Origin of the sequence: Pseudomonas sp. PS01298 (assembly GCF_029959745.1) — a bacterium.
GTDB lineage: Bacteria > Pseudomonadota > Gammaproteobacteria > Pseudomonadales > Pseudomonadaceae > Aquipseudomonas > Aquipseudomonas aylmerensis.
The window spans coordinates 1-21,610 of the sequence record NZ_JASCPP010000102.1 but is presented as its reverse complement, the minus strand read 5'-3'; the positions used below and the strand labels follow the sequence as shown (position 1 = coordinate 21,610).

Sequence of the window (21,610 nt, the reverse complement as noted above, 5' to 3'; positions counted from 1 at the left end):
TCGCGAATACGCGGTGTCAGTTTCAGGTGTGCTGACTGACCCGGCGCTTTCGCGAGCAAGCCCGCTCCCACATGTTGATCCACGGCGTGCTAGCGATCCCAGGTGGTGGGGCAGTCCTTGCAGCCTTCCATGTTCGCGTCCTGGAAATTCCCGTAATGCTGGCGCGCACCGGTCAGGGTGGCGTTTTCCAGATTGCTTTCACCGAACTTGGCTTCCTGCAGATTTGCATCGCGCAGGTCCGCCCCTTGCAGGTCGGCCTTGCTCAGCCAGGTCATTTCCAGGTCCGCCGCGCGCAGGTTGGCCTTGTGCAGCTTGGCCCCGGACAGCCGCGCAAATTGCAGGTAGGCCGCACTGAGGTTGGCATTCTCGAATTGCGCCCCCTGGGCGAAGAGGCCCCAGCCCTGGATCGCCATCAACGTCGCGTCGGTGAAATTGGCCAGGCGCAGGTTGCTCTGCTGCAGGCTGGCGCGGGTCAGGTTGGCGCCTTGCAGCTGGGCTTTTTCCAGGTTGGCCAGGTCGAGGTTGGCGTGGCGCAGATCGGCCTCGCGCAAGTCAGCGCCGGCCAGGTTCATCTTGCTCAGGTTCTGATTGCTCAGGTTGGCGCCCTTGAGATTGGCGCCAGGGCACTGGCTGTGTTCGGCGATGGTGCAGCCGTTGATCACCAGGGGCGCGTCGTCGCCATCGTCGGCGTGGGCCAGGGGCAGGGACAGCAGGAGTAACAAGGGCAGGTATTTCATGACGAGACCTCGAAGGTGGCGGGGTACCTGTCGCACCGGCTGCGCAGCAGCCGATGCGACAGGAAGAATGCCGGGGCCGCTTCGCAGCCCAGCGCGGGGCATGCCCGCTCGCCACAAAAGGCGGCCCCGCATTCTCGGAGGGGTTACTTCTGGGCGGTTTTCAGGTCCCAGCTCGGGATCTTGAACACCCAGAACGAACCCCCTTGTGCCACCGGCTTGGTCAGCTCGGCCATGTCGCCGCCCCACAACGGCACCGCGCCGCCATAACCGACGGTGACGCCGATGTACTGCTCGCCATCCTGTTCCCAGGTGATCGGCGGCGAGACGATGCCGCTGCCGGTCTGGAACTTCCACAGCTCCTTGCCGGTTTTCGCGTCGAAGGCCTTGAAGAAGCCGTCGCCGGTGCCGGTGAACACCAGGTTGCCCTTGGTTGCCAGTACGCCGGCCCACAGTGGCAGATGTTCCTTGTGTTCCCACACGACTTTGCCGGTGGTCGGGTTCATCGCGCGCAACGTGCCGACGTGGTCGTCATACATGCGCTTGATGCGAAAACCCATGCCCAGGTACGCCGAGCCTTTCTTGTAGTTGACCTCTTCGGTCCAGTATTCCTCTTTCCACTGGTTGCCCGGGATGTAGAACAGGCCAGTGTCCTGGCTGTAGGCCATGGGGTTCCAGTTCTTGCCGCCCAGGAACGGCGGCGAGACTTCCACCGGCTTGCCCTTGGTTTCACCCGGCAGCGGTTTGGCCGGACGCTGGCCTTCGTTTTCCACCGGACGCCCGGTCTTCAGGTCGATATGGCTGGCCCAGGTGATGTTGTCGACGAACGGGAAAGCGTTCTGCAGCTTGCCGTTGGTGCGGTCGACCACATAGAAAAAGCCGTTGCGGTCGGCGTGGCCGGTAGCCTTGGTGACTTTGCCGTCCTTGTCCTTGTAGTCGAACAGCACCAGTTCGTTGTTGCCGGAGAAGTCCCAGGCATCGTTCGGGGTGTGCTGGTAGAACCACTTCACTTCGCCGGTGCTCGGGTCGACGCCGACCTGGCCGGAGGTGTAGAGGCTGTCGAAATCGTGTGGGTTGCCGTCCTTGGAGGTGCGCGCCCAGGTGTTCCACGGACCCGGGTTGCCGGCGCCGACGATGATGGTGTTGGTCTCGGCATCGAAGCTCGCGCTCTGCCAAGGTGCGCCGCCGCCGTGGCTCCAGGCCTCGACCTTGCCGGTTTCGGTGGTCGGGTCATCCGGCCACGATGGCGCCTTGACGTCGCCGGTCGGGGTGCTGTCCTTGCCGTTCAGGCGGCCCATGTGGCCTTCCACGAACGGGCGCATCCACACTTCTTCGCCGGTGTCCGGGTCGCGCGCATACAGCTGGCCGACCACGCCGAACTCATCGCCGGAGCTGCCGTGGATCAGCAGCACCTTGCCGCTGACCTTGTCCTTGATCAGCACCGGGGCGCCGGTCATGGTGTAGCCGGCGGCGTGGTCGCCGAATTTCTTGTTCCACACCACTTTGCCGGTGTTCTTGTCGAGGGCGATCAGGCGCGCATCGAGGGTGCCGAAGTAGATCTTATCGCCGAAGATCGCCGCGCCACGGTTGACCACGTCACAGCACGGGCGAATGTTGTCGGGCAGGCGGTGGTTGTAGGTCCACAGGCGTTTGCCGGTCTTCGCGTCGAGGGCGAACACGCGGGAGTAGGAACCGGTGACGTAGACCACGCCGTCGCTGACGATGGCCTGGGATTCCTGGCCGCGCTGTTTCTCGTCGCCGAACGAGTAGGACCAGGCTGGCGTGAGCTTGAACACGTTCTTGTCATTGACCTGGGCCAGCGGGCTCCAGCGCTGGGCGTTGGTGCCCATGCCGTATTGCAGCACGTCCTTTGTGGTCAGGTGGTCGTTGGCGATGTCTTCCCAGGTGACGTTGCGCGTCTGCTTCGCAGGTTCGGCAGCGGCATGGCTGGCAGCACTGAGGGACAGGCTGCCCACCAGCAGAAAGGCTTGCAGGGCAAGACTCAAGGGTGAGAGGGCGGGTAGCGATCTTATTGTCATGGTTGCAGTTCCCAGTGGAGGTTTTGGCCTGCACAGGGTGCGACGTCCATGGGCGTGCGAATACGGAAAAAGTCCCGGTGTTGCCGGGACAATTTCCCGAACCGCCTCTGATTTAGCAGTGCCCCACAAGGCCTGCTACCAACGGATGAGAACCCGACCACCAAAGCAGCATACGGGTGCCGCCGAGCGCTTCCTAAGATGGTTGCCATAGCCTCTGCCAAGAGGTTTTGCGTGCACTCCTGAGGGAAAAATAATGACAACAAAACGCAACGCCTGGATGACCGCCTGCCTGTTTGCCGGGGTACTCGGTGCCGGTTCCGTCATGGCCCACGGCAACGTCACACCGACCGCCGTGGAAACCAAGGGCCTGACCCCGATCAAGGACGCCGGCGTGCCGCTGGACGCCGATGGCTGGGCCGCCACCAACCCCTATCGCACCTCACCCGAGCACGACAAGGCGGTGGAAGTCGGTGCCTCGGCCTATAACCAGAACTGCGCCGCCTGCCATGGCCTGGAAGCCAAGTCCGGCGGGATCGCACCCGACCTGCGCATGCTCGATGTGGGCGACGCCGGCGATGAATGGTTTGTCGAACGGGTGCGCCACGGTGCGGTGCGCGATGGCCGGGTCTACATGCCGAAAATGGCCGACTACCTGAGCCAGGAAGCCTTGTGGGCAGTGCGCACTTACCTCGACAGCGTGCACGTCGAGGAGTAGGGCATGCGCCTGCGCGGGGTGTGGATCTGCTGCTTGCCGATGCTGGCCTGGGGCGCGCCCGTGGACCCGGTGCCGTCGGTGATGTGGGATTACTACCACCAGCGTTTTCTCGACAATGCGCCCTTCGTGTTCGACGCGCGCGTCAAGCTGCTGGCGCCGCCGTTCGCCGAAGATGCGCGCCAGGTGCCGCTGGAAATCGACGCCCGCGCGTTCAAGGGCGAGGTGGTGAAAATCCTCGCCTGGGCCGAGTTGAACCCCTTGCCGAAAATCGTCGACTTCCAGCCCCGCGAGGGTGTGCTGCCGTGGCTGTCGATCCGGATTCGCATCGAACAGGCCACGCCGTTGCGCGCGGCGGTGCTGACCAGGGACGGCCTCTGGCATGTCGGCTCGACCCTGATCGATGCAGCCGGCGGCGGCTGCACCGCACCCAGCGTGGTGCGCACCCAGGCGGGTTGGGAAGAGCACCTCGGCGAAGTGTTCGGCGGACGCTACCCGCGCGCCGAATTCAGCCGCGTCAAGTTGCAAGTCGCGCACCCGATGGATAACGGCATGGTCAGCGGCATTCCCGAATTCTTTATCAACACGGCCGAACTCCGCGGCGCCGACGGTCAGTTATTGGCGACGCTGGAGCTGTTTCCCGCGGTCAGCGAAAACCCCAGCCTGGCCTTTGATATCCAGGCGGCCGGCCCCACGCGCCTGACCCTGCGCGACACCAGCGGCAGCCAGTTCGAGGCGGCCATCCCATGACCCTGCGCTGGACGCTCTTGTGGCTGATCCTGTTCAGCCTGCCGGTGCTGGCCGAGCTGGATTACGCCCTCAAGCCGCGGCTGATCGCCGACCACACCTGGTTGCTCGAAGGCAGCACCGACAATTTCGCCAAGGACAATGGCGGCAACATCGTCAATGTCGGGTTTATCGTCACCGAGCCCGGCGTGGTGGTGATCGACACCGGGCCGTCCCGGCGCTACGGCGAAGCGTTGCGCCAGGCCATCGCCCGGGTCACCGACAAACCGGTGATCCAGGTGCTGTTGACTCACCACCACCCCGACCATGCCCTGGGCAACCAGGCGTTCAAGGACGTGCCGATTGGTGCACTCGCCGGCACCACCGCGTTACTGCATGAACAGGGCGACAGCCTGGCCGAGAATCTCTATCGCCTGGTCGGAGACTGGATGCGCGGCACCGAAGTGGTGCTGCCCGGTGAAACCCTGCAGCCGGGTGTGAAGACCTTCGGCAGTCACGAGCTGCAACTGCTGCAGCTGCGCGGCCATACCGGCGCGGACCTGGCGATCCTCGACCGGAAGACGGGAGTGTTGTTTGCCGGTGACCTGGTGTTCTACCAGCGTGCGCTCACCACCCCGCACTCACCGGGCCTGGCCGTGTGGCTGAGCGATATCGCCACCCTGCAAGGCTTGCCCTGGACCCTGATCGTGCCTGGCCACGGCCCTGTGGCGACCGACGCCAAACCGCTGGAGCAGATGCGCGACTACCTCACCTGGCTCGATCAATTGCTGCGCGACGCCGCCGCACGTGGCAGTGACATGCCGGAACTGATCCGCAGCCCGATCCCTGCACGTTTCGCGGCGATCAACCTCAGCCGCTACGAATTGATCCGCAGCGTGACCCATCTGTACCCGCAATACGAACGCACGCAGATGCAACGCATCAACCCCTGACAATACCCACAACAGACAGAGGCCTCACCATGATCTACGCACAACCTGGCACCCCCGGCGCCGTCGTCAGCTTCAAGCCGCGCTATGGCAACTACATCGGCGGTGAGTTCGTCGCGCCGGTCAATGGCGAGTACTTCACCAACACTTCGCCGGTCACCGGTGAGGCGATCGCCGAATTCCCGCGCTCGACCGCCGCCGATATCGACAAGGCCCTCGACGCTGCGCATGCCGCCGCCGACGCCTGGGGCAAGACCTCGGCCCAGGACCGTGCCCTGGTGCTGCTGAAGATCGCCGACCGCATCGAGCAGCACCTCGAAGTGCTGGCCGTGACCGAAACCTGGGACAACGGCAAGGCCGTGCGCGAAACCCTCAACGCCGATGTGCCGCTGGCGGCCGACCATTTTCGCTATTTCGCCGGCTGCATCCGCGCCCAGGAAGGCGGTGCCGCCGAGATCAACGAGCTGACCGCCGCTTATCACTTCCACGAGCCGCTGGGCGTGGTCGGGCAGATCATCCCGTGGAACTTCCCGCTGCTGATGGCCGCGTGGAAACTCGCCCCGGCGCTGGCTGCCGGCAACTGCATCGTGCTCAAGCCGGCCGAGCAGACGCCCCTGTCGATCATGGTGTTTGCCGAGCTGGTCGGCGACCTGCTGCCGCCGGGCGTGCTGAACATCGTCCAGGGCTTTGGCCGCGAGGCGGGCGAGGCACTGGCCACCAGCAAGCGCATCGCCAAGATCGCCTTTACCGGCTCCACTCCGGTGGGCGCGCACATCATGCATGCCGCCGCCGAGAACATCATTCCGTCCACCGTGGAGCTGGGTGGCAAGTCGCCGAATATTTTCTTCGAAGACATCATGCAGGCCGAGCCGCAATTCATCGAAAAAGCCGCCGAAGGGCTGGTGCTGGCGTTCTTCAACCAGGGCGAAGTGTGCACCTGCCCGTCGCGGGCGCTGGTGCAGGAGTCGATCTACGAAGCGTTCATGGCCGAGGTCATGAAGAAGATCGTCAAGATCAAGCGTGGCAACCCGCTGGACACCGAGACCATGGTCGGCGCGCAGGCGTCCGAGCAGCAATTCGACAAGATCCTCTCCTACCTGAAAATCGCCCAGGAGGAGGGCGCGGTGCTGCTCACCGGCGGTGCGGCCGAGCGCTTGGAGGGGGATTTGTCCAGCGGCTATTACATCCAGCCGACGCTGCTCAAGGGCCACAACAAGATGCGCGTGTTCCAGGAAGAAATCTTCGGCCCGGTGGTGGGCGTGACCACCTTCAAGGACGAGGCCGAGGCACTCGCGATTGCCAACGACAGTGAGTTCGGCCTGGGCGCCGGGCTGTGGACCCGCGACATCAACCGGGCCTACCGCATGGGCCGGGCGATCAAGGCGGGTCGGGTGTGGACCAATTGCTATCACCTGTACCCGGCGCACGCGGCGTTCGGCGGCTACAAGAAGTCGGGTGTGGGGCGTGAGAACCACAAGATGATGCTGGACCACTATCAGCAGACCAAGAACCTGCTGGTGAGCTACGACATCAACCCGCTGGGTTTCTTCTGACCCTGACCTGAAGGGCAAGCACCTGTGGGAGCCGGCTTGCCGGCTCCTACCATTCGATCGTTGTACCTCCGCGACTAATGCAGGGTGAGGGTTGCTTCGAAAGTAGCATTCGCCTCGCCGATCCTGCGTGCATTAATGGATTCACCGGAATCTTCCGGCACAACAAGAGGACGCTCCCCCATGTGGATCAAACCCGCTTTCACTGACCTGCGTATCGGCTTCGAAGTGACGATGTACTTCGCCAGCCGCTGATCTGGCGTGCTGCAGGGAAGATGCCTCTTTGGTCTGATTGCTTTCGCGGCCGGATCGGTTAGTGTGGAGCGCATCTTCCAAAATAATAAGAAACAGGCTTAACAATGAGCCCAAACCTGAGCCTCCTGCGTAAATTCGTCTCGCCTGAAATCATCTTCGGCGCCGGCTGCCGGCATAACGTCGGCAATTACGCCAAGACGTTCGGCGCGCGCAAGGTGCTGGTGGTCAGCGATCCCGGCGTGATCGCCGCCGGCTGGGTCGCCGATGTCGAAGCCAGCCTGCAAGCCCTCGGTATCGACTACTGCCTGTACACCGCCGTATCGCCCAACCCGCGCGTCGAAGAAGTGATGCTCGGCGCCGAGGTGTACCGCGAAAATCATTGCGACGTGATCGTGGCCATCGGCGGCGGCAGCCCGATGGACTGCGGCAAGGCAATCGGCATTGTGGTTGCCCATGGGCGCAGCATCCTCGAGTTCGAAGGCGTGGACACCATTCGCGTGCCCAGCCCGCCCTTGATCCTCATTCCCACCACGGCCGGAACCTCGGCGGACGTGTCGCAGTTCGTGATCATCTCCAACCAACAGGAACGCATGAAGTTCTCCATCGTCAGCAAGGCGGTGGTACCTGACGTGTCGCTGATCGACCCGGAAACCACCGCGAGCATGGACCCGTTCCTGTCCGCCTGTACCGGCATCGACGCGCTGGTGCATGCCATCGAGGCGTTCGTGTCCACCGGGCATGGCCCGCTTACCGACCCTCACGCGCTCGAGGCCATGCGCCTGATCAACGGCAACCTGGTGCAGATGATCGCCAACCCCGGCGATATTGCCCTGCGCGAGAAAATCATGCTCGGCAGCATGCAGGCCGGGCTGGCGTTTTCGAATGCGATCCTCGGCGCGGTGCACGCCATGTCCCACAGCCTGGGCGGCTTCCTCGACTTGCCCCATGGCCTGTGCAACGCGGTATTGGTGGAGCACGTCGTTGCGTTCAACTACAGCTCGGCGCCGGAGCGGTTCAAGGTGATTGCCGAGACCTTCGGCATCGACTGCCGTGGCCTCAACCATCGGCAGATCTGCGCGCGGCTGGTAGAGCACCTGATTGCGCTCAAGCACGCGATCGGTTTCAACGAGACGCTCGGCCTGCACGGCGTGCGCGTGGCCGACATCCCGTTTCTGTCCCAGCATGCGATGCATGACCCGTGCATCCTCACCAACCCGCGCGAGTCCAGCCAGCGTGATGTCGAGGTCGTCTATGGCGAAGCTCTCTGACGCGCAACAGCGCGCCCTGGCCGGGCTGCTGGGGCTGGGCGACCAGTCGGCGCGCAAGAGCCATTACCCGGAACTCACCGCGCGGCTCGACGAGCTGGAGGCCGAGCGCAATCGCTACATCCGCCTCAACGACGAACTGGAGCAGCGGGTCGCCGCGCGCACCGACGAGCTGCTGGAGGCCAACCTCAACCTGCAACAGCAGATCGCCCAGCGCGAGCAGATCGAACAGGACCTGCGCGACGCCCGCGACGCCGCCCAGGCCGCCAATCGCAGCAAGGACAAATACCTCGCCGCCGCCAGCCATGACCTGCTGCAACCGCTGAACGCCGCGCGGCTGCTGATCTCGACCTTGCGCGAGCGCAACTTGCCGAGCGTCGAGCAGGTACTGGTGGAACGCACCCACCAGGCCCTGGAGGGCGCCGAGGACTTGCTCACCGACCTGCTGGATATCTCGCGGCTCGACCAGGCGGCGGTCAAGCCGGACGTCGCGCTGTATCGCCTGGATGAGTTATTTGCGCCGCTGGTCTCGGAGTTCCAGTCGGTGGCCCAGGCAGCCGGCCTCAACCTGCGCGCGCGTACCGGCGGGTATGCGATCCGTACCGACTTGCGGCTGTTGACGCGGATTTTGCGCAACTTCCTCAGCAATGCCTGCCGCTATACCGATGAGGGCTGCATCCTCCTTGGCGCGCGCCGGCGCGGTGATCGCCTGCGCCTGGAGGTGTGGGACACCGGGCGCGGGATTGCGGCGGATCGGTTGGGTTCGATCTTTCTGGAATTCAACCAGCTCGACGTCGGCCGCGCGTCGGACCGCAAGGGGGTAGGGCTGGGCCTGGCGATTGTCGAGCGTATCGCCGATATTCTCGGCTACCCGGTGGCGGTGCGGTCCTGGCCGGGGCGCGGTTCGATGTTCAGTATCGAGGTGCCGCTGAGCGACGAAATGCCACTGGCGATCAGCCAACTGCCCGTCGCGCCTACCACCGGTAACCCGCTGCCGGGGCGGCGCTTGCTGGTGATCGACAACGAAGTGAGCATCCTCGAAAGCATGCGCGCGCTGCTCGGCCAGTGGGGCTGCGAGGTGGTCACCGCCACTGACCAGGCGGGCGCCTTGCTGGCGCTGCAGGGCAGGGCGCCGGAGTTGATCCTGGCCGACTATCACCTTGACCATGGGGTGGTCGGCTGTGCAGTGGTCAAGCATCTGCGTGAGCACTTCGAGCAGAAGATCCCGGCGGTGATCATCACCGCCGATCGCACCGACCAGTGCCGCCGCGCGCTGCGCCGCCTGGAAGCGCCGCTGCTGAACAAACCGGTCAAGCCCGGCAAGTTGCGCGCGGTATTGAGCCAATTACTCGCCTGACGCCCGGCGCGTTGATACCCGTCAACACACCCTGCGACCTTATGCGCCATGCTCCCGGCCTGAATGGAAGGCCTACGGAGTACCGCATGAACGCCCCCGCAACAACCGCTGCATCCTTCAAGTTGCCCCTGGGCCTGGTGGTCGCCGTGCTGGTGATGGTCGGCGTGCTGCTGTTGCCGCTGCCGGCGGACTTGCCGGTGGCCGGGCACCGGATGCTGGCGATCCTCGCCTTTGCCGTGGTGGTGTGGATCACCGAGGCAGTGTCCTATGAAGCCAGCGCGATCATGATCACTTCGCTGATGGCGTTTTTGCTCGGCACCGCGCCGTCGCTGCAGGACCCTGCGCACCTGATCGGCTCCAGCCCGGCGATCAGCATGGCGCTGACCGGCTTCTCCAACCCGGCGCTGGCGCTGGTGGCGGGGGCGCTGTTCATTGCCGCAGCGATGACCCACACCGGCCTGGATCGGCGTATCGCGCTGGTTACCCTCAGCCGCATCGGCACCAGTACCCGGCGCATCCTGTTGGGCGCGATTGCGGTGACCATTTTGCTCAGCCTGGTGGTGCCCAGCGCCACCGCGCGCAGTGCCTGCGTGGTGCCGATCATGATGGGCGTGATCGCCGCCTTCGGCGTCGACAAACGCTCGAACATTGCCGCCGGGATCATGATCGTGGTCGCGCAGGGCACCAGCATCTGGAACGTCGGCATCCAGACAGCCGCGGCACAGAACCTGCTGACGGTCGGCTTCATGGACAAGATGCTCGGCCAGCGTGTGTCGTGGCTCGACTGGCTGATCGCCGGCGCGCCGTGGGCGGTGATCATGTCGGCGGTGCTGCTGTTTTTGGTGCTCAAGTTGCTGCCACCGGAAACCGACAGCATCCCCGGCGGCCAGGAGGCCGTGGCGCAGTCGCTGGTGGACATCGGGCCGATGACCGGGCCGCAGAAGCGCCTGCTGAGTGTCTCGGTGCTGCTGTTGCTGGCCTGGGCCACCGAGGGCCGGTTGCACAGTTTCGACACCACCTCGACCACCTACGCAGGCCTGGTGTTCCTGCTGTTGCCGGGGCTGGGCGTGATGACCTGGAAGGACGTGCAGTCGCGTATTCCGTGGGGCACGGTGATTGTGTTTGGCGTCGGCATCAGCCTCGGTACGGCGCTGCTGACCACCCAGGCCGGGCAGTGGCTGGGCGCGCAGGTGGTGACGCACACCGGGTTGGATCAGCTCGGGCCGCTGGGCGTATTTGCCATCCTCGGGGCCTTCCTGATTGTGATCCACCTGGGCTTTGCCAGTGCCACCGCATTGACCTCGGCGTTGTTGCCGATCCTGATCGCGGTGTTGCAGACCTTGCCAGGTGAGTTCAGCCGCCTGGGGATGACCATGCTGCTCGGGTTTGTGATGAGCTACGGGTTTATCCTGCCGATCAATGCACCGCAGAACATGGTGTGCCTGGGGACCGGCACGTTCACGGCACGCCAGTTTGCCAAGGTGGGGATTCTGGTGACGTTGCTCGGTTACGGCCTCATGCTGATCTTCGCCGCCACGTACTGGAGTTGGCTCGGCTGGATCTGAGCTGGAATCTGCGCCGGCATTTGTCTGGCGGGCGCGCTGCTGGGATCAATTGCACCCTCGAGATGGCAAGATGAACTCCGCTCAGGTTTACTACTCCCTGAGTAATGGTTTTACCGGCGTCCCCCGCCGGGTCATCTAGGTCACCGAATGGACAAATACACCCCTCACACCTGGCAGCCCCACGAGCGACCGAGCCTGCCTGGCTCGCCGTCGACGCCGCTGCACCCCACGCACAAACGCTGGCTGTTTGCGCTGGTCGGCGTGCTGGTGGCGATTACCGGCGGGCTCGGCAATGCGCTGGTCATCGCCAACCTGCAATACCTGCAAGGCGCCCTGGGCGCGACAACGGCGGAAATGGCCTGGCTGCCCGCCGCCTATGTGATGACCAACGTGTGCATGAACCTGCTGCTGGTGAAGTTTCGCCAGCAGTTCGGCCTGCGCGCGTTTACCGAAGTGTTCCTGGTGCTGTATGCGCTGGTGACCTTCGGCCATTTGTTCGTCAACGACCTCAGCTCGGCCATCGCGGTGCGGGCGGCGCACGGGATGGTCGGCGCGGCGCTCAGTTCGCTGGGGTTGTACTACATGATCCAGGCGTTCCCGGCCAAATGGCGGATGAAAGCCCTGGTGCTGGGGCTGGGCACCGCGCAACTGGCGCTGCCGTTGGCGCGGCTGTTCTCCGAGGATTTGCTGCAAATCGCCGAGTGGCGTGGCCTGTACCTGTTCGAACTGGGCATGGCCCTGATCTGCCTGGGGTGCGTGTTCCTGCTCAAGTTGCCGCCTGGCGATCGCTTCAAGACCTTTGAAAAACTCGACTTCCTGACCTTCGGCATCCTTGCCACTGGGGTCGCCCTGCTCTGCGCCGTGTTGTCGCTGGGGCGCATCGACTGGTGGCTGGAAGCACCGTGGATCGGCGTCGCCTCGGCCTGTTCGCTGGTGCTGATCATGGCCGGCCTGGCGATCGAGCATAACCGCGCCAACCCGTTGCTGATGACCCGTTGGCTCGGCAGTGGGGTGATGATCCGCCTGGCGCTCGCCGTGGTGTTGATTCGCATGGTGCTGTCGGAGCAGTCCACCGGCGCCGTGGGGTTCATGCAGATGTTGAACATGAGCTACGAGCAGATGCACACCCTTTACGTGGTGATGCTGGCCGGGGCGATTGCCGGGCTGGTCGTCAGTGCGCTGACGATCAACCCGGCGCACCTGCTGATGCCGCTGATCATCTCGCTGGCGCTGATGGCCGTGGGGTCGGTGATGGACAGTTTCTCCAGCAACCTGACCCGGCCGCAGAACATGTACATCAGCCAGTTCCTGCTAGGCTTTGGCGGCACGTTCTTCCTGGGCCCGACCATGGTGCTGGGCACCCGCAACGTGCTGACCAACCCGCGCAACCTGGTGAGTTTCTCGGTGATGTTCGGGATCTGCCAGAACCTCGGCGGCCTGATTGGCGCAGCGTTGCTCGGCACCTTCCAGATCGTGCGCGAGAAATTTCACTCGAGCATGATCGTCGAGCACCTGACCCTGCTCGACCCGCGTGTGGCCGCGCGGGTGCAGAGCGGTGGCTCGGCCTACGGCGGGGTGATCGCCGACCCGGAATTGCGCAACCTCATGGGCATTCGCAGCCTGGCCACGGCGGCCACGCGTGAGGCGAATGTGATGGCTTACAACGATGTGTTCATGCTGATCGCGATCATCGCTATCCTCACCATGATCTGGATCTTTATCCGCAGTCTGTGGCTGATGAGCACCACCAAGGCAGCAGCCCCTTCCGTTCAACCCAGCGGCGCCACTTCATGACCGAAACGACCACCACCACGACCACCAATGCCATTGCCTCCACCCCGGAAGGCACCGCGCCGCCCGGCGCGAGCGTGACTGAACCGCGCTCGCTGCGGGTGCGCATCATCTCGTCGCTGGGCTTCGCCGCGATTGCCATCATCGGCGTGCTGATCGTGTTGTATGCCTGGCAATTGCCGCCGTTCAGCAGCGCCGTGGAAACCACCGAGAACGCCCTGGTGCGCGGCCAGGTGACGATCATCGGCCCGCAGCTCAGCGGGTATGTGTTCGAAGTGCCGGTGCAGGACTTCCAGTACGTCAAGGCCGGCGACCTGCTGGTGCGCCTCGATGACCGCATCTACAAGCAGCGCCTCGACCAGGCGCTGGCGCAACTGGCGGTGCAGAAAGCTTCGCTGGCCAATGTGGTGCAGCAACGCAACAGTGCCGAAGCGACCATCAAGCTGCGCCAGGCCGCCTTGGTGGACAGCCAGGCCCAGGCGCGCAAGAGCACCGCCGACCTGCGCCGCAATGAAGAACTGATCAGCGACGGTTCGGTGTCCAAGCGCGAGCTGGACGTGACCCGTGCCGCGAATGCGCAGACTATCGCCGCCGTGGCCCAGGCCCAGGCCAGCCTGGAGATCGCGCGGCAGGACCTGCAGACGGTGATCGTCAATCGCGGCTCCCTGGAGGCGGCGGTGGCCAGTGCCGAGGCGGCCGTGGAGCTGGCGCGGATTGATTTGTCCAACACCCGCATCACCGCGCCGCGTGACGGCCAGCTGGGGCAGATTGGCGTGCGCCTTGGCGCCTTCGTCAATTCCGGCGCGCAGTTGATGGCGCTGGTGCCCCACCAGTTGTGGGTGATCGCCAATATGAAAGAAACCCAGATGGACAATGTGCAGGTCGGGCAGCCGGTGACCTTCACCGTGGATGCGCTCAACCACCGCAAGTTTCGCGGCACGGTGCAGCATATTTCCCCGGCGACCGGCTCGGAGTTCAGCCTGTTGCAGGCGGACAACGCCACCGGCAACTTCGTGAAGATCGCCCAGCGTGTGCCGGTGCGGATTACCGTGGATCCGGATCAGGCCGAGAGCGAGCGGCTGCGGCCGGGTTTGTCGGTGGTGGTGAGTATCGACACGGCAGGGCGCCTGAAAAACAGCCCGCCCTGACCACCCCAGCCACCCTGTAGGAGCCGGCAAGCCGGGCGCCTACAGGGGAAGGTATTTCAGGGTGAAATCGAGTTGAGTCGATTGGCCTTGTTCCAACAGTTTCAACCCGGGCCGTCCCGGCAGGTGATGCGCATTTACCGGATGGCTCACCGGTTCGATGCAGAAAAATCCCAGCCCCGGTGGGCAGAACAGCAGGAAGTAGTCGGCGCCAGTGGCTCGGCATTCCAGCGCATAGCCCAGCTCCGGCTGCTCGATCCGGCACTGCCCGTCCCACTGGCAAAAGCCATTGTCCACCAGGCGCTCCGGCAGCGCCTTGAGCTGACGGAAATCCCAGTCCGCCGGCAGCGGAGCGAGCCCCGTCGGCAGCTTGGATGCATCACTCATCCACACCTGCTCGGCGTTGGCCTGCAAGCGCGTGGCCGGCCGGCGCGGTAAGTAGGGGTGCAAGCCCAACCCATGCCACGCGGCCTTGTCGGCCAGATGCGTGACGCGCAGTTCGATGCTCAATTCGCCGCCGCCCAGGCGAAACCGCTGCTCGGCGCGATAGGCAAACGGTGTGTCGCACTCCACCGCCAGCACCACCTCATCCGCCGACTGGCTGACCACCTGCCACACCTGCTGCCAGGCCGAACCATGAATCGGCAGCGGGTCGAGCGGGCTGTTCGGTGTCAGCGCCAGCCAGCCATCCGGGGTGTCGAAACCGCCTTCGGCAATCCGATTGGACCAGGGTGCCAACGGATAGCACCCCAGCTTGCCCGGCAACCCGGTAGCGATCGCCTGCTCATCGCTATGCCGCAGCAGCGGCTGCCCGCTGGCGCGCACGCTCCAGTTGACGATGCTGCCCCCCACGGCGGGCGCCAGGGTCAGCACGGTCAGGTCATCTCTGAGTTCCAGCATCACAGGTTCACCTTGAAATGAAAGCTGCCTGCAGGCGCTGGCTTGCCGGCGCCTGCAGGGGAGGGCGTCACAGGCTGTATTCCTACGCAGAACGTTATAGCACCACGCTTGGCAGCCACAGCGACAACGCCGGAATGTAGGTCACCGCCATCAACACCAGAAACAATACGGCATAGAACGGCAGCAGCGCCTTCACGGTTTTCTCGATGCTGACCTTGCCCACCGCCGCACCCACGAACAGCACCGCACCCACCGGCGGGGTGATCAGGCCGATGCCGAGGTTGACCAGCATGATCATGCCGAAGTGCACCGGATCGACACCGATGCCGAGGATTACCGGCAACAGGATCGGCGTGAGGATCAGGATCAGCGGTGCCATGTCCATCACCGTGCCGAGCAACAGCAGCATCATGTTGATGCACATCAGGATCACGTAGCGGTTGTCCGACAGCGTCAGGAACATCGTGGTGATCTTCGCCGGGATCTGCATCAGGGTCATGATGTAGCCGAAGCTGGCGGCGAAGGCGATCAGGATCATCACGATGGAAATGGTGCGCACCGTACGGTGCATCAGCTTGGGCAGCTCGCTCCATTTGTAGTCGCGGTAGATGAACATGGTCACGAAGAACGCCCACAGCACCGCGATTGCGGCGGACTCGGTGGCAGTGAAGATACCCGAGAGGATGCCGCCGAGGATGATCACCATGGCCATCAGGCCCCACAGTGCATCGGCACAGATTTTCAGTGCCTGCTTCAAGGGAATCACTTCGCCCTTGGGGTAATCGCGTTTCTTCGCGAAGATCAGGCACAGCACCATCAGGCACGCGCTCATCAGCAAGCCCGGGACCACACCGGCCATGAACAGCGAGGCGATGGAAACGGTGCCGCCGGCGGCCAGCGAGTAGAGCACCGAGTTATGGCTGGGCGGGGTCAGCAGCGCTTGTACCGAGCCGCTGATGGTCACCGCGGTGGCGAATTCGCGTGGATATCCACGGCGCTCCATTTCCGGGATCAGCACCGAGCCGACCGAGGCCGTGTCGGCCACCGACGAGCCGGAGATTGCGCCGAAGAACGTCGAGGCCATGATGTTCACCAGGGACAAGCCGCCGCGCACAAACCCCACCAGCACGCCGGCAAACGCCACCAGCCGCCGCGACATGCCGCCCTCGGCCATGATCGCCCCGGCCAGGACGAAGAACGGGATCGCCATCAGCGAGAATTTATTCACCCCGCCCGCCACCTGGATCATCAGGGCCTGGAACGGAATGTCGATCCACCACGCGCCAATCAACGCCGACAGCCCGAGGGCGTAGGCCACCGGCATGCCGATCAGGATCAAGGCGATAAAGCTGCCCAACAGAATCAACGCATCCATATCAAGCTGCCCCTTCGCTTTCTTCTACCAGGTCGAAGCGCACCACGCGCCGCTGGCTCTGGTCGCCCAACAGGAGTTTTTCCAGCACGAACACCAGGGTCAGCAGCCCGCCAATCGGGATCGGCATATAGGTGATGCCCACGCGCAGGGTCGGGATGGCGCTCATGAACTGGTTCCAGGTGGACAGGCACAGCTTGCTGCCCCAGATCGTCATGAACAGGCAGATCGTCGCCATCAACAGTTGCGAGACGATGCCGACTACCTGGCGTTGGCGCGGCGGCAGGCGGTCGGTGATCATCGCCACCGACATGTGCGCGCCGGCGCGGTAGCTGGCAGCGGCGCCGATGAAGGTGAACACCAGCATCAACAGGATGGCGGTGGGTTCCGGCCAGCTGGAGCCGGTGCCGAGGATGTAGCGGGCGAAGATGCCCCAGGGAATGATCAGTGCCACTCCCAATACCGAGAGGCCGGCGACCCAGATGCAGGTCATGTAGAGGCGATCATTGATGCGCAGCAGCAAATTCTTCATGGCGTTCACCGTAACCGGGCGCGTCGATGCCGACCGCGCCTGGCCTTGCTGGAGGAGGAGGGTGATTACTCGACGGCGTCGATGCGCTTGATGATGTCGGCGTACGCCTGGCCGTACTTGGCGCGCACGGGAGCGGTCGCGTCATAGAACGGTTTTTTGTCGACGGTGATGAACTCGACGCCGGCGGCCTTGAGTTTCTCCTCACTGCTGGCGGACTTCTTGTCCCACAGCACGCGCTCGTCGGCCTGGGCGACCTTGGCGGCGTTTTTCACCATGACCTGCTGCGCGGGGGTGAGCTTGTTCCAGGTGATTTTCGACATCACGATGGGCTCGGGCAAAATCAGGTGCTCGGTGAGGGTGTAGTACTTGGCGTTCTGGTAGTGGTTGTGTTCCAGCAGGGTCGGCGGGTTGTTTTCCGCGCCGTCGATCACCCCGGTCTGCAGGGCACTGAAAATCTCGCCGGTGTCCATGGCGATGCCGTTGGCCCCCATTTCATTGAAGGCGTCGATGAACAGCGGGTTGCCCTGCACGCGAATCTTCATGCCCTTGAGGTCTTCGATCTTGCGCACCGGTTTCTTGGTGTAGAGGTTGCGCGTGCCGCCGTCCATCCAGGCCAGGGCGACCAGGCCGAACTCGGAGTCGGTGATCTTGGCAAGGATCTCGTCGCCAATCTCGCCATCGATGACCTTGCGCATGTGCGCCTGGTCGCGGAACACGAACGGCAGGTTGAACACGTTCACGTCCGGCACCACCGGGCCGACGATGCCGAGGCTGACGCGGGTCATCTGGATCGCCCCGACCTGGGCCTGTTCGACCACTTCCTTCTCGGAACCCAGGACGCCGCCCGGGAAGTACTTGAAGGTCAGTTCGCCGTTGCTTTCCTTGGTCAGGGCCTTGCCCATGTTTTCTTCGGCAACCACGGTGGGGTAGCCGGCGGGATGGATGTCGGCGAATTTGATTTCCAGCGCGTGGGCCGCGCCGGTGAAGAGGAACGTCAGGGGAAGTGCAGCGACGAGCAAAGTGCGTTTGAAGTCCATGGGGTGTGTCTCCGTCTTGTTATTGTTGTATTCAAGGCACAGCAATGCAGCTAGAGGGTGAAGGTGGGCTCCGGCAATCCGGTAACGCCGGGGTTGAGGGCGAACACGCCGCCTGACAGTGACTGCTCACTCTGATCGTCGCGGATCGAGGTGACGAACAGGGTGTCCAGGCGACTGCCGCCGAAGGCGCACATGGTGGGTTTCTTCACCGGCACGCTCAGGGAGCGGTCCAGACGACCGTCGGGGGTAAAGCGGTGAACCAGCCCGGCGTCGTTGGCGCAGATCCAGTAGCAGCCCTCGGCATCCACTGCCGCGCCGTCGGGGCGGCCGGGGTGCTGGTGCATGTCGACGAATACGCGGCGATTGGACGGCGTGCCGGTCTCGGTGTCGTAGTCGAAGGCCCAGATCTGCTGCACCAGCGGGTGCGAGTCCGAGGCGTACATCGTGCGGCCATCGGGGCTGAAGGCCAGGCCGTTGAGGGTGATGAACCCATCCAGCAGCGCCTGCGGTGCGCTGCCGGTGGCGAAGCGGTAGAGGATGCCCTCGGCTGCGTTCAGGCTCATGTCCAGCACCATGCTACCGGCCCAGAAGCGGCCCTGGCGATCACAGCGGCCATCGTTGAGGCGCATGTCCGCACGCGGGTGCTCGACACTGGCCAGGGGCGTGGTGTCGAGGCTGCCGTCGTTGTGCGGGGTAAGCTGGAAGAAGCCGCTTTGCAGGCCGGCGACCCAGTTGCCGGCGCTGGTGCGCGCGATGCAGGCGAGTGCCTGCGGGGCTTTCCACGCGGCGATATGCCCGGTCGCGGCGCTCCAGCGCTGCAGGCCGCCATTGGGAATATCCACCCAGTACAGGGCGTTTTCTTCAGGCACCCACACCGGGCATTCGCCCACGGCATTGCGGGCGTCGACAATCAATTCTGCAGTCATGGCCACTCATTCCCTTGGGTTGGTCTGGCGTCAGTCACCGAACGGCCCCGCCGCGCAGAACGCGCCGCCCTGGTAGACCTTGGCCGGGTCATCGGCGGCTACCGGTGGCTGGGCTTCGACCTGGGCGCGAAACACTTCGGAGTTGTCCTTGGGGGCGAAACCCAGGTGCGCGGCGTAGCGATTGTCCCACCAGGTGTCGAGGTTATCCGACATGCCGTAGACCACGGTGTGGCCGACATTCGGCGTATACAGCGCGCGTTCGAGGAGTTGGGTCAGGTCATCGAAGCTCAGCCAGGTGTGCATCATCCGGCGGTTCTGCGGTTCCGGGAACGAGGAGCCGATGCGGATGCTCACGGTCTCGATGCCGTAGCGGTCGAAGTAGAAACTGGCCATGTCTTCGCCGTAGGACTTGGACAAGCCGTAGTAGCTGTCCGGGCGACGCGGGGAATGTGCGTCGATTTTTTCGCCCTGCTTGTAGAAGCCGATCACATGGTTGGAACTGGCGAAGATCACGCGCTTCACGCCGTGGCGACGCGCGGCGTCGTAGACATGGAAAATCCCGCTGATATTCGCCCCGAGCACTTCCTCGAACGAACGCTCTACCGACACCCCGCCAAAATGCAGGATGGCATCGACGCCTTCCACCAGGTGGTGCACCGCTTGTTTGTCGGAGAGGTCACAAGGTTGCACTTCTTCGCTAGCATCCGCGGCCGGAGCCATCTCGGCGATGTCCGACAGGCGCAGCACCTTGGCGTACGGACGCAGGCGTTCGCGCAAGACTTTGCCCAGGCCGCCGGCGGCACCGGTGAGCAGCAGGCGGTTGAATGGAACGGGTGTGGAGGTGGTCGTGGTCATGGGGGTTCCATTGTTGTTGTAGGTTGTCGTATGACTAGGTGGAAGTATCGTGATTGATTCCCTGGCTTGTCAACACACGCCTTCCTTGCCGGTGCTGGCTTGCCAGCGAGGGTAGCCCCACGGTCGGTGGTGACTATTGAGCTGCCATCGCCGGCAAGCCCGCGCCTACCTAAAGTGTATCCGCGGGTTACAACAGGGAGATCGGGTAGCTGATGAAGATCCGGTTTTCATCGAACTCGTTGTTGCTGAAGTCCCGACGCATGGTCGCATTGCGCCACCGCAGATTCAGGTCCTTCAGCGCACCGCTTTGCACGGTGTAGGCCAGTTCCGATTCGCGGCCCCATTCCTTGCCGTCGGTGATCGCCCCGGTGTGTACGTTACTGCCGCTGATGTAGCGGTTCATCATGGTCAGCCCGGGAATGCCGAGGACCACGAAGTTGAAATCATGGCGCACCTGCCAGGATTTTTCCTTCACGTTGTCGTAGCTCGCGTTGTAGCTGTCGTTGGCCAGGGTGCCGCCGCTCGTGCCGTTGACCTTCATCCACACACTGTCGCCGGTGAGCTTCTGCAGGCCCACGTAGAAGGTGTTGCCCAGGTACTTGGCCGAGAGCAGGGCGAAGGCGGTCTTGTTGTCGAGGTCGCCGGCGAGGGCGCTGCCGTCTTCCTTGCCGTTGAAGAAGCCGAGGTTGGCGCCCAGGGTCCAGTCGCCGACCGGCTGGCTGTGGGTCAGGTTGAAGTACTGCTGCTGGTAGATATCGCTGAGTTCGGCGTACCACACGCCGACCTGGGTGCGTTTGTCATTGAAGGTGTATTCGCCGCCGCCGAAGTTGAAGCGGTCCGAAGTGAACGCCGCTTTGCCGTTCATGAACATGTCTTCCATGCTCGCGTCGTTGCGCGGGCTGTTGCCGCGAAATTGCCCGCCGTAGAGGGTCAGGCCGGCGATTTCATTCGAGGTGACCTGGCCGCCACGAAAGGTCTGGGGCAGCGAGCGGCCGTCGTCGGAGCGCAGGATCGGCAGCACCGGCATCCATTCGCCGACTTTCAGTTCGGTCTTCGACAGCTTGGTTTTCAGCGCTACGCCCAGGCGCCCGAAGTTGTCGGCGGGGCGGCCATCGTCGTGCGTTGGCAACAGTTGGGTGCCGGCGGTGCCTTTACCGCCATCGAGCTTCTGCGAGTACAGGCCCAGCACGTCGATCCCGAAGCCGACAGCGCCCTGGGTGTAGCCGGACTTGGCGTCGAGAATGAAGTTCTGCGTCCACTCTTCGGCCTTGGCCTGGGGGTTGGTCGGGTTGGTGAAGTTGCGGTTGAAGTAGGCGTTGCGCAGGTTGAGCGTGGCCTTGGCGTCGTCGAGAAAACCTTCTGCCTGGGCACCGAGGGGCAGGGTCAATGCCAGGCTGCCAAGACCGATCAGGCCGATACGCGCGGAGGAATTGCGGGCGAATTGACTCACAGTGAAGCTCCCTTTTTGTTGTTTTTATTATTTGTCGTACGTCGTCGTACAACATTGGAGCGAATATTTGCGAGGTTTTCGAGAGGTGTCAAGCAGAAGTTATACGATGACTGCGTGATTGAGCCGAGACACACACCGACGGGGTGGGAGTAGGGTTGCTCGCGAAGGCGGTGTGTCAGTTACCGGAAATAGCGACTGAACCAGCGCTTTCGCGGGCAAGCCCGCTCCCACATTGGGGGATGGGTCGTCCATGCTTGCGGCGCAAGGCTCAGCGATTTCAACCGCGCAACCTAACCCCAGGCTTCACACCGATCAAAAAATGTGGGAGCGGGCTTGCTCGCGAAGGCGGTGTGTCAGTTATCGGAAATATCGACTGAAACAGCGCTTTCGCGAGCAAGCCCCCTCCCACATTGGGGTATGGATGGTACAAACTTAAGGCGCCACCCCAG

General features: G+C 63.7%; 19 protein-coding genes. 10 read left to right on the top strand and 9 right to left on the bottom strand.

The window, feature by feature from the left end:
• Positions 1 to 89: 89 nt before the first annotated feature.
• Entirely contained in the window at positions 90 to 737 is a 648-nt protein-coding gene (locus QMX97_RS25965) for a pentapeptide repeat-containing protein (RefSeq protein ID WP_065903937.1), read from the bottom strand.
• 143 nt (positions 738 to 880) lie between these two features.
• A complete protein-coding gene (gene exaA, locus QMX97_RS25960; protein WP_065903934.1) occupies positions 881 to 2,773 on the bottom strand; it encodes a quinoprotein ethanol dehydrogenase in 1,893 nt (630 codons plus the stop codon).
• Positions 2,774 to 3,026: 253 nt separating this feature from the next.
• On the opposite strand from exaA, the gene pedF reads away from it, so the two are divergent.
• The 10 genes from pedF (at position 3,027) to QMX97_RS25910 (ending at position 14,092) form a co-directional block, all read left to right on the top strand.
• The gene (gene pedF / locus QMX97_RS25955; RefSeq protein WP_106803328.1) at positions 3,027 to 3,488 is read left to right on the top strand and encodes a cytochrome c-550 PedF; all 462 of its coding nucleotides are present in this window, start codon (positions 3,027 to 3,029) and stop codon (positions 3,486 to 3,488) included.
• 3 nt (positions 3,489 to 3,491) lie between these two features.
• The gene (locus tag QMX97_RS25950; RefSeq protein ID WP_282397848.1) at positions 3,492 to 4,235 is read left to right on the top strand and encodes a quinoprotein dehydrogenase-associated SoxYZ-like carrier; all 744 of its coding nucleotides are present in this window, start codon (positions 3,492 to 3,494) and stop codon (positions 4,233 to 4,235) included.
• Positions 4,236 to 4,237: 2 nt separating this feature from the next.
• Positions 4,238 to 5,164 (top strand): quinoprotein relay system zinc metallohydrolase 1, encoded by a 927-nt coding sequence (locus QMX97_RS25945; protein WP_282397849.1) that lies wholly within the window; start codon positions 4,238 to 4,240, stop codon positions 5,162 to 5,164.
• Positions 5,165 to 5,193: 29 nt separating this feature from the next.
• Positions 5,194 to 6,714, top strand: coding sequence for an aldehyde dehydrogenase family protein (locus QMX97_RS25940; protein WP_120449056.1), 1,521 nt, complete (start codon positions 5,194 to 5,196; stop codon positions 6,712 to 6,714).
• Between the two features lie 180 nt (positions 6,715 to 6,894).
• A complete protein-coding gene (pqqA, locus tag QMX97_RS25935) occupies positions 6,895 to 6,966 on the top strand; it encodes a pyrroloquinoline quinone precursor peptide PqqA (protein ID WP_106805631.1) in 72 nt (23 codons plus the stop codon).
• Positions 6,967 to 7,070: 104 nt separating this feature from the next.
• A complete protein-coding gene (ercA, locus tag QMX97_RS25930) occupies positions 7,071 to 8,234 on the top strand; it encodes an alcohol dehydrogenase-like regulatory protein ErcA (RefSeq protein ID WP_213551159.1) in 1,164 nt (387 codons plus the stop codon).
• A complete protein-coding gene (locus QMX97_RS25925; protein ID WP_065903909.1) occupies positions 8,218 to 9,588 on the top strand; it encodes a hybrid sensor histidine kinase/response regulator in 1,371 nt (456 codons plus the stop codon). The genes ercA and QMX97_RS25925 overlap by 17 nt, the downstream gene beginning before the upstream one ends.
• 86 nt (positions 9,589 to 9,674) lie before the next feature.
• On the top strand, positions 9,675 to 11,153 hold the full coding sequence (locus tag QMX97_RS25920; RefSeq protein WP_262134174.1) for an anion permease: 1,479 nt from the start codon (positions 9,675 to 9,677) through the stop codon (positions 11,151 to 11,153).
• A 147-nt stretch (positions 11,154 to 11,300) separates the two neighbouring features.
• Positions 11,301 to 12,947, top strand: coding sequence for an MFS transporter (locus tag QMX97_RS25915; protein ID WP_213551162.1), 1,647 nt, complete (start codon positions 11,301 to 11,303; stop codon positions 12,945 to 12,947).
• Positions 12,944 to 14,092: an HlyD family secretion protein gene (locus QMX97_RS25910; protein WP_106803333.1), complete on the top strand. Its 1,149-nt coding sequence runs from the start codon at positions 12,944 to 12,946 to the stop codon at positions 14,090 to 14,092. The genes QMX97_RS25915 and QMX97_RS25910 overlap by 4 nt, the downstream gene beginning before the upstream one ends.
• A gap of 39 nt (positions 14,093 to 14,131) precedes the next feature.
• Here the strand turns inward: QMX97_RS25910 and QMX97_RS25905 are convergent, their stop codons facing one another.
• The 7 genes from QMX97_RS25905 to QMX97_RS25875 form a co-directional block, all read right to left on the bottom strand.
• Positions 14,132 to 14,989: an aldose 1-epimerase gene (locus QMX97_RS25905; RefSeq protein WP_201145284.1), complete on the bottom strand. Its 858-nt coding sequence runs from the start codon at positions 14,987 to 14,989 to the stop codon at positions 14,132 to 14,134.
• Positions 14,990 to 15,083: 94 nt separating this feature from the next.
• Complete coding sequence (locus tag QMX97_RS25900) at positions 15,084 to 16,364, bottom strand: TRAP transporter large permease (protein ID WP_065903895.1); 1,281 nt, start codon at positions 16,362 to 16,364, stop codon at positions 15,084 to 15,086.
• 1 nt (position 16,365) lies between these two features.
• Positions 16,366 to 16,893 carry a TRAP transporter small permease gene (locus QMX97_RS25895; protein ID WP_106803335.1) on the bottom strand — a complete coding sequence of 176 codons (528 nt, stop codon included), beginning with the start codon at positions 16,891 to 16,893 and terminating at the stop codon, positions 16,366 to 16,368.
• A gap of 65 nt (positions 16,894 to 16,958) precedes the next feature.
• Positions 16,959 to 17,930, bottom strand: coding sequence for a TRAP transporter substrate-binding protein (locus QMX97_RS25890; RefSeq protein ID WP_106803336.1), 972 nt, complete (start codon positions 17,928 to 17,930; stop codon positions 16,959 to 16,961).
• Positions 17,931 to 17,980: 50 nt separating this feature from the next.
• Positions 17,981 to 18,856: an SMP-30/gluconolactonase/LRE family protein gene (locus QMX97_RS25885; protein ID WP_282397847.1), complete on the bottom strand. Its 876-nt coding sequence runs from the start codon at positions 18,854 to 18,856 to the stop codon at positions 17,981 to 17,983.
• Positions 18,857 to 18,886: 30 nt separating this feature from the next.
• Positions 18,887 to 19,711: an NAD(P)-dependent oxidoreductase gene (locus QMX97_RS25880; protein ID WP_282397846.1), complete on the bottom strand. Its 825-nt coding sequence runs from the start codon at positions 19,709 to 19,711 to the stop codon at positions 18,887 to 18,889.
• 187 nt (positions 19,712 to 19,898) lie between these two features.
• Positions 19,899 to 21,161, bottom strand: a complete 1,263-nt coding sequence (locus tag QMX97_RS25875; RefSeq protein ID WP_120449048.1) for an OprD family porin — start codon at positions 21,159 to 21,161, stop codon at positions 19,899 to 19,901.
• Positions 21,162 to 21,610 lie beyond the last annotated feature (449 nt).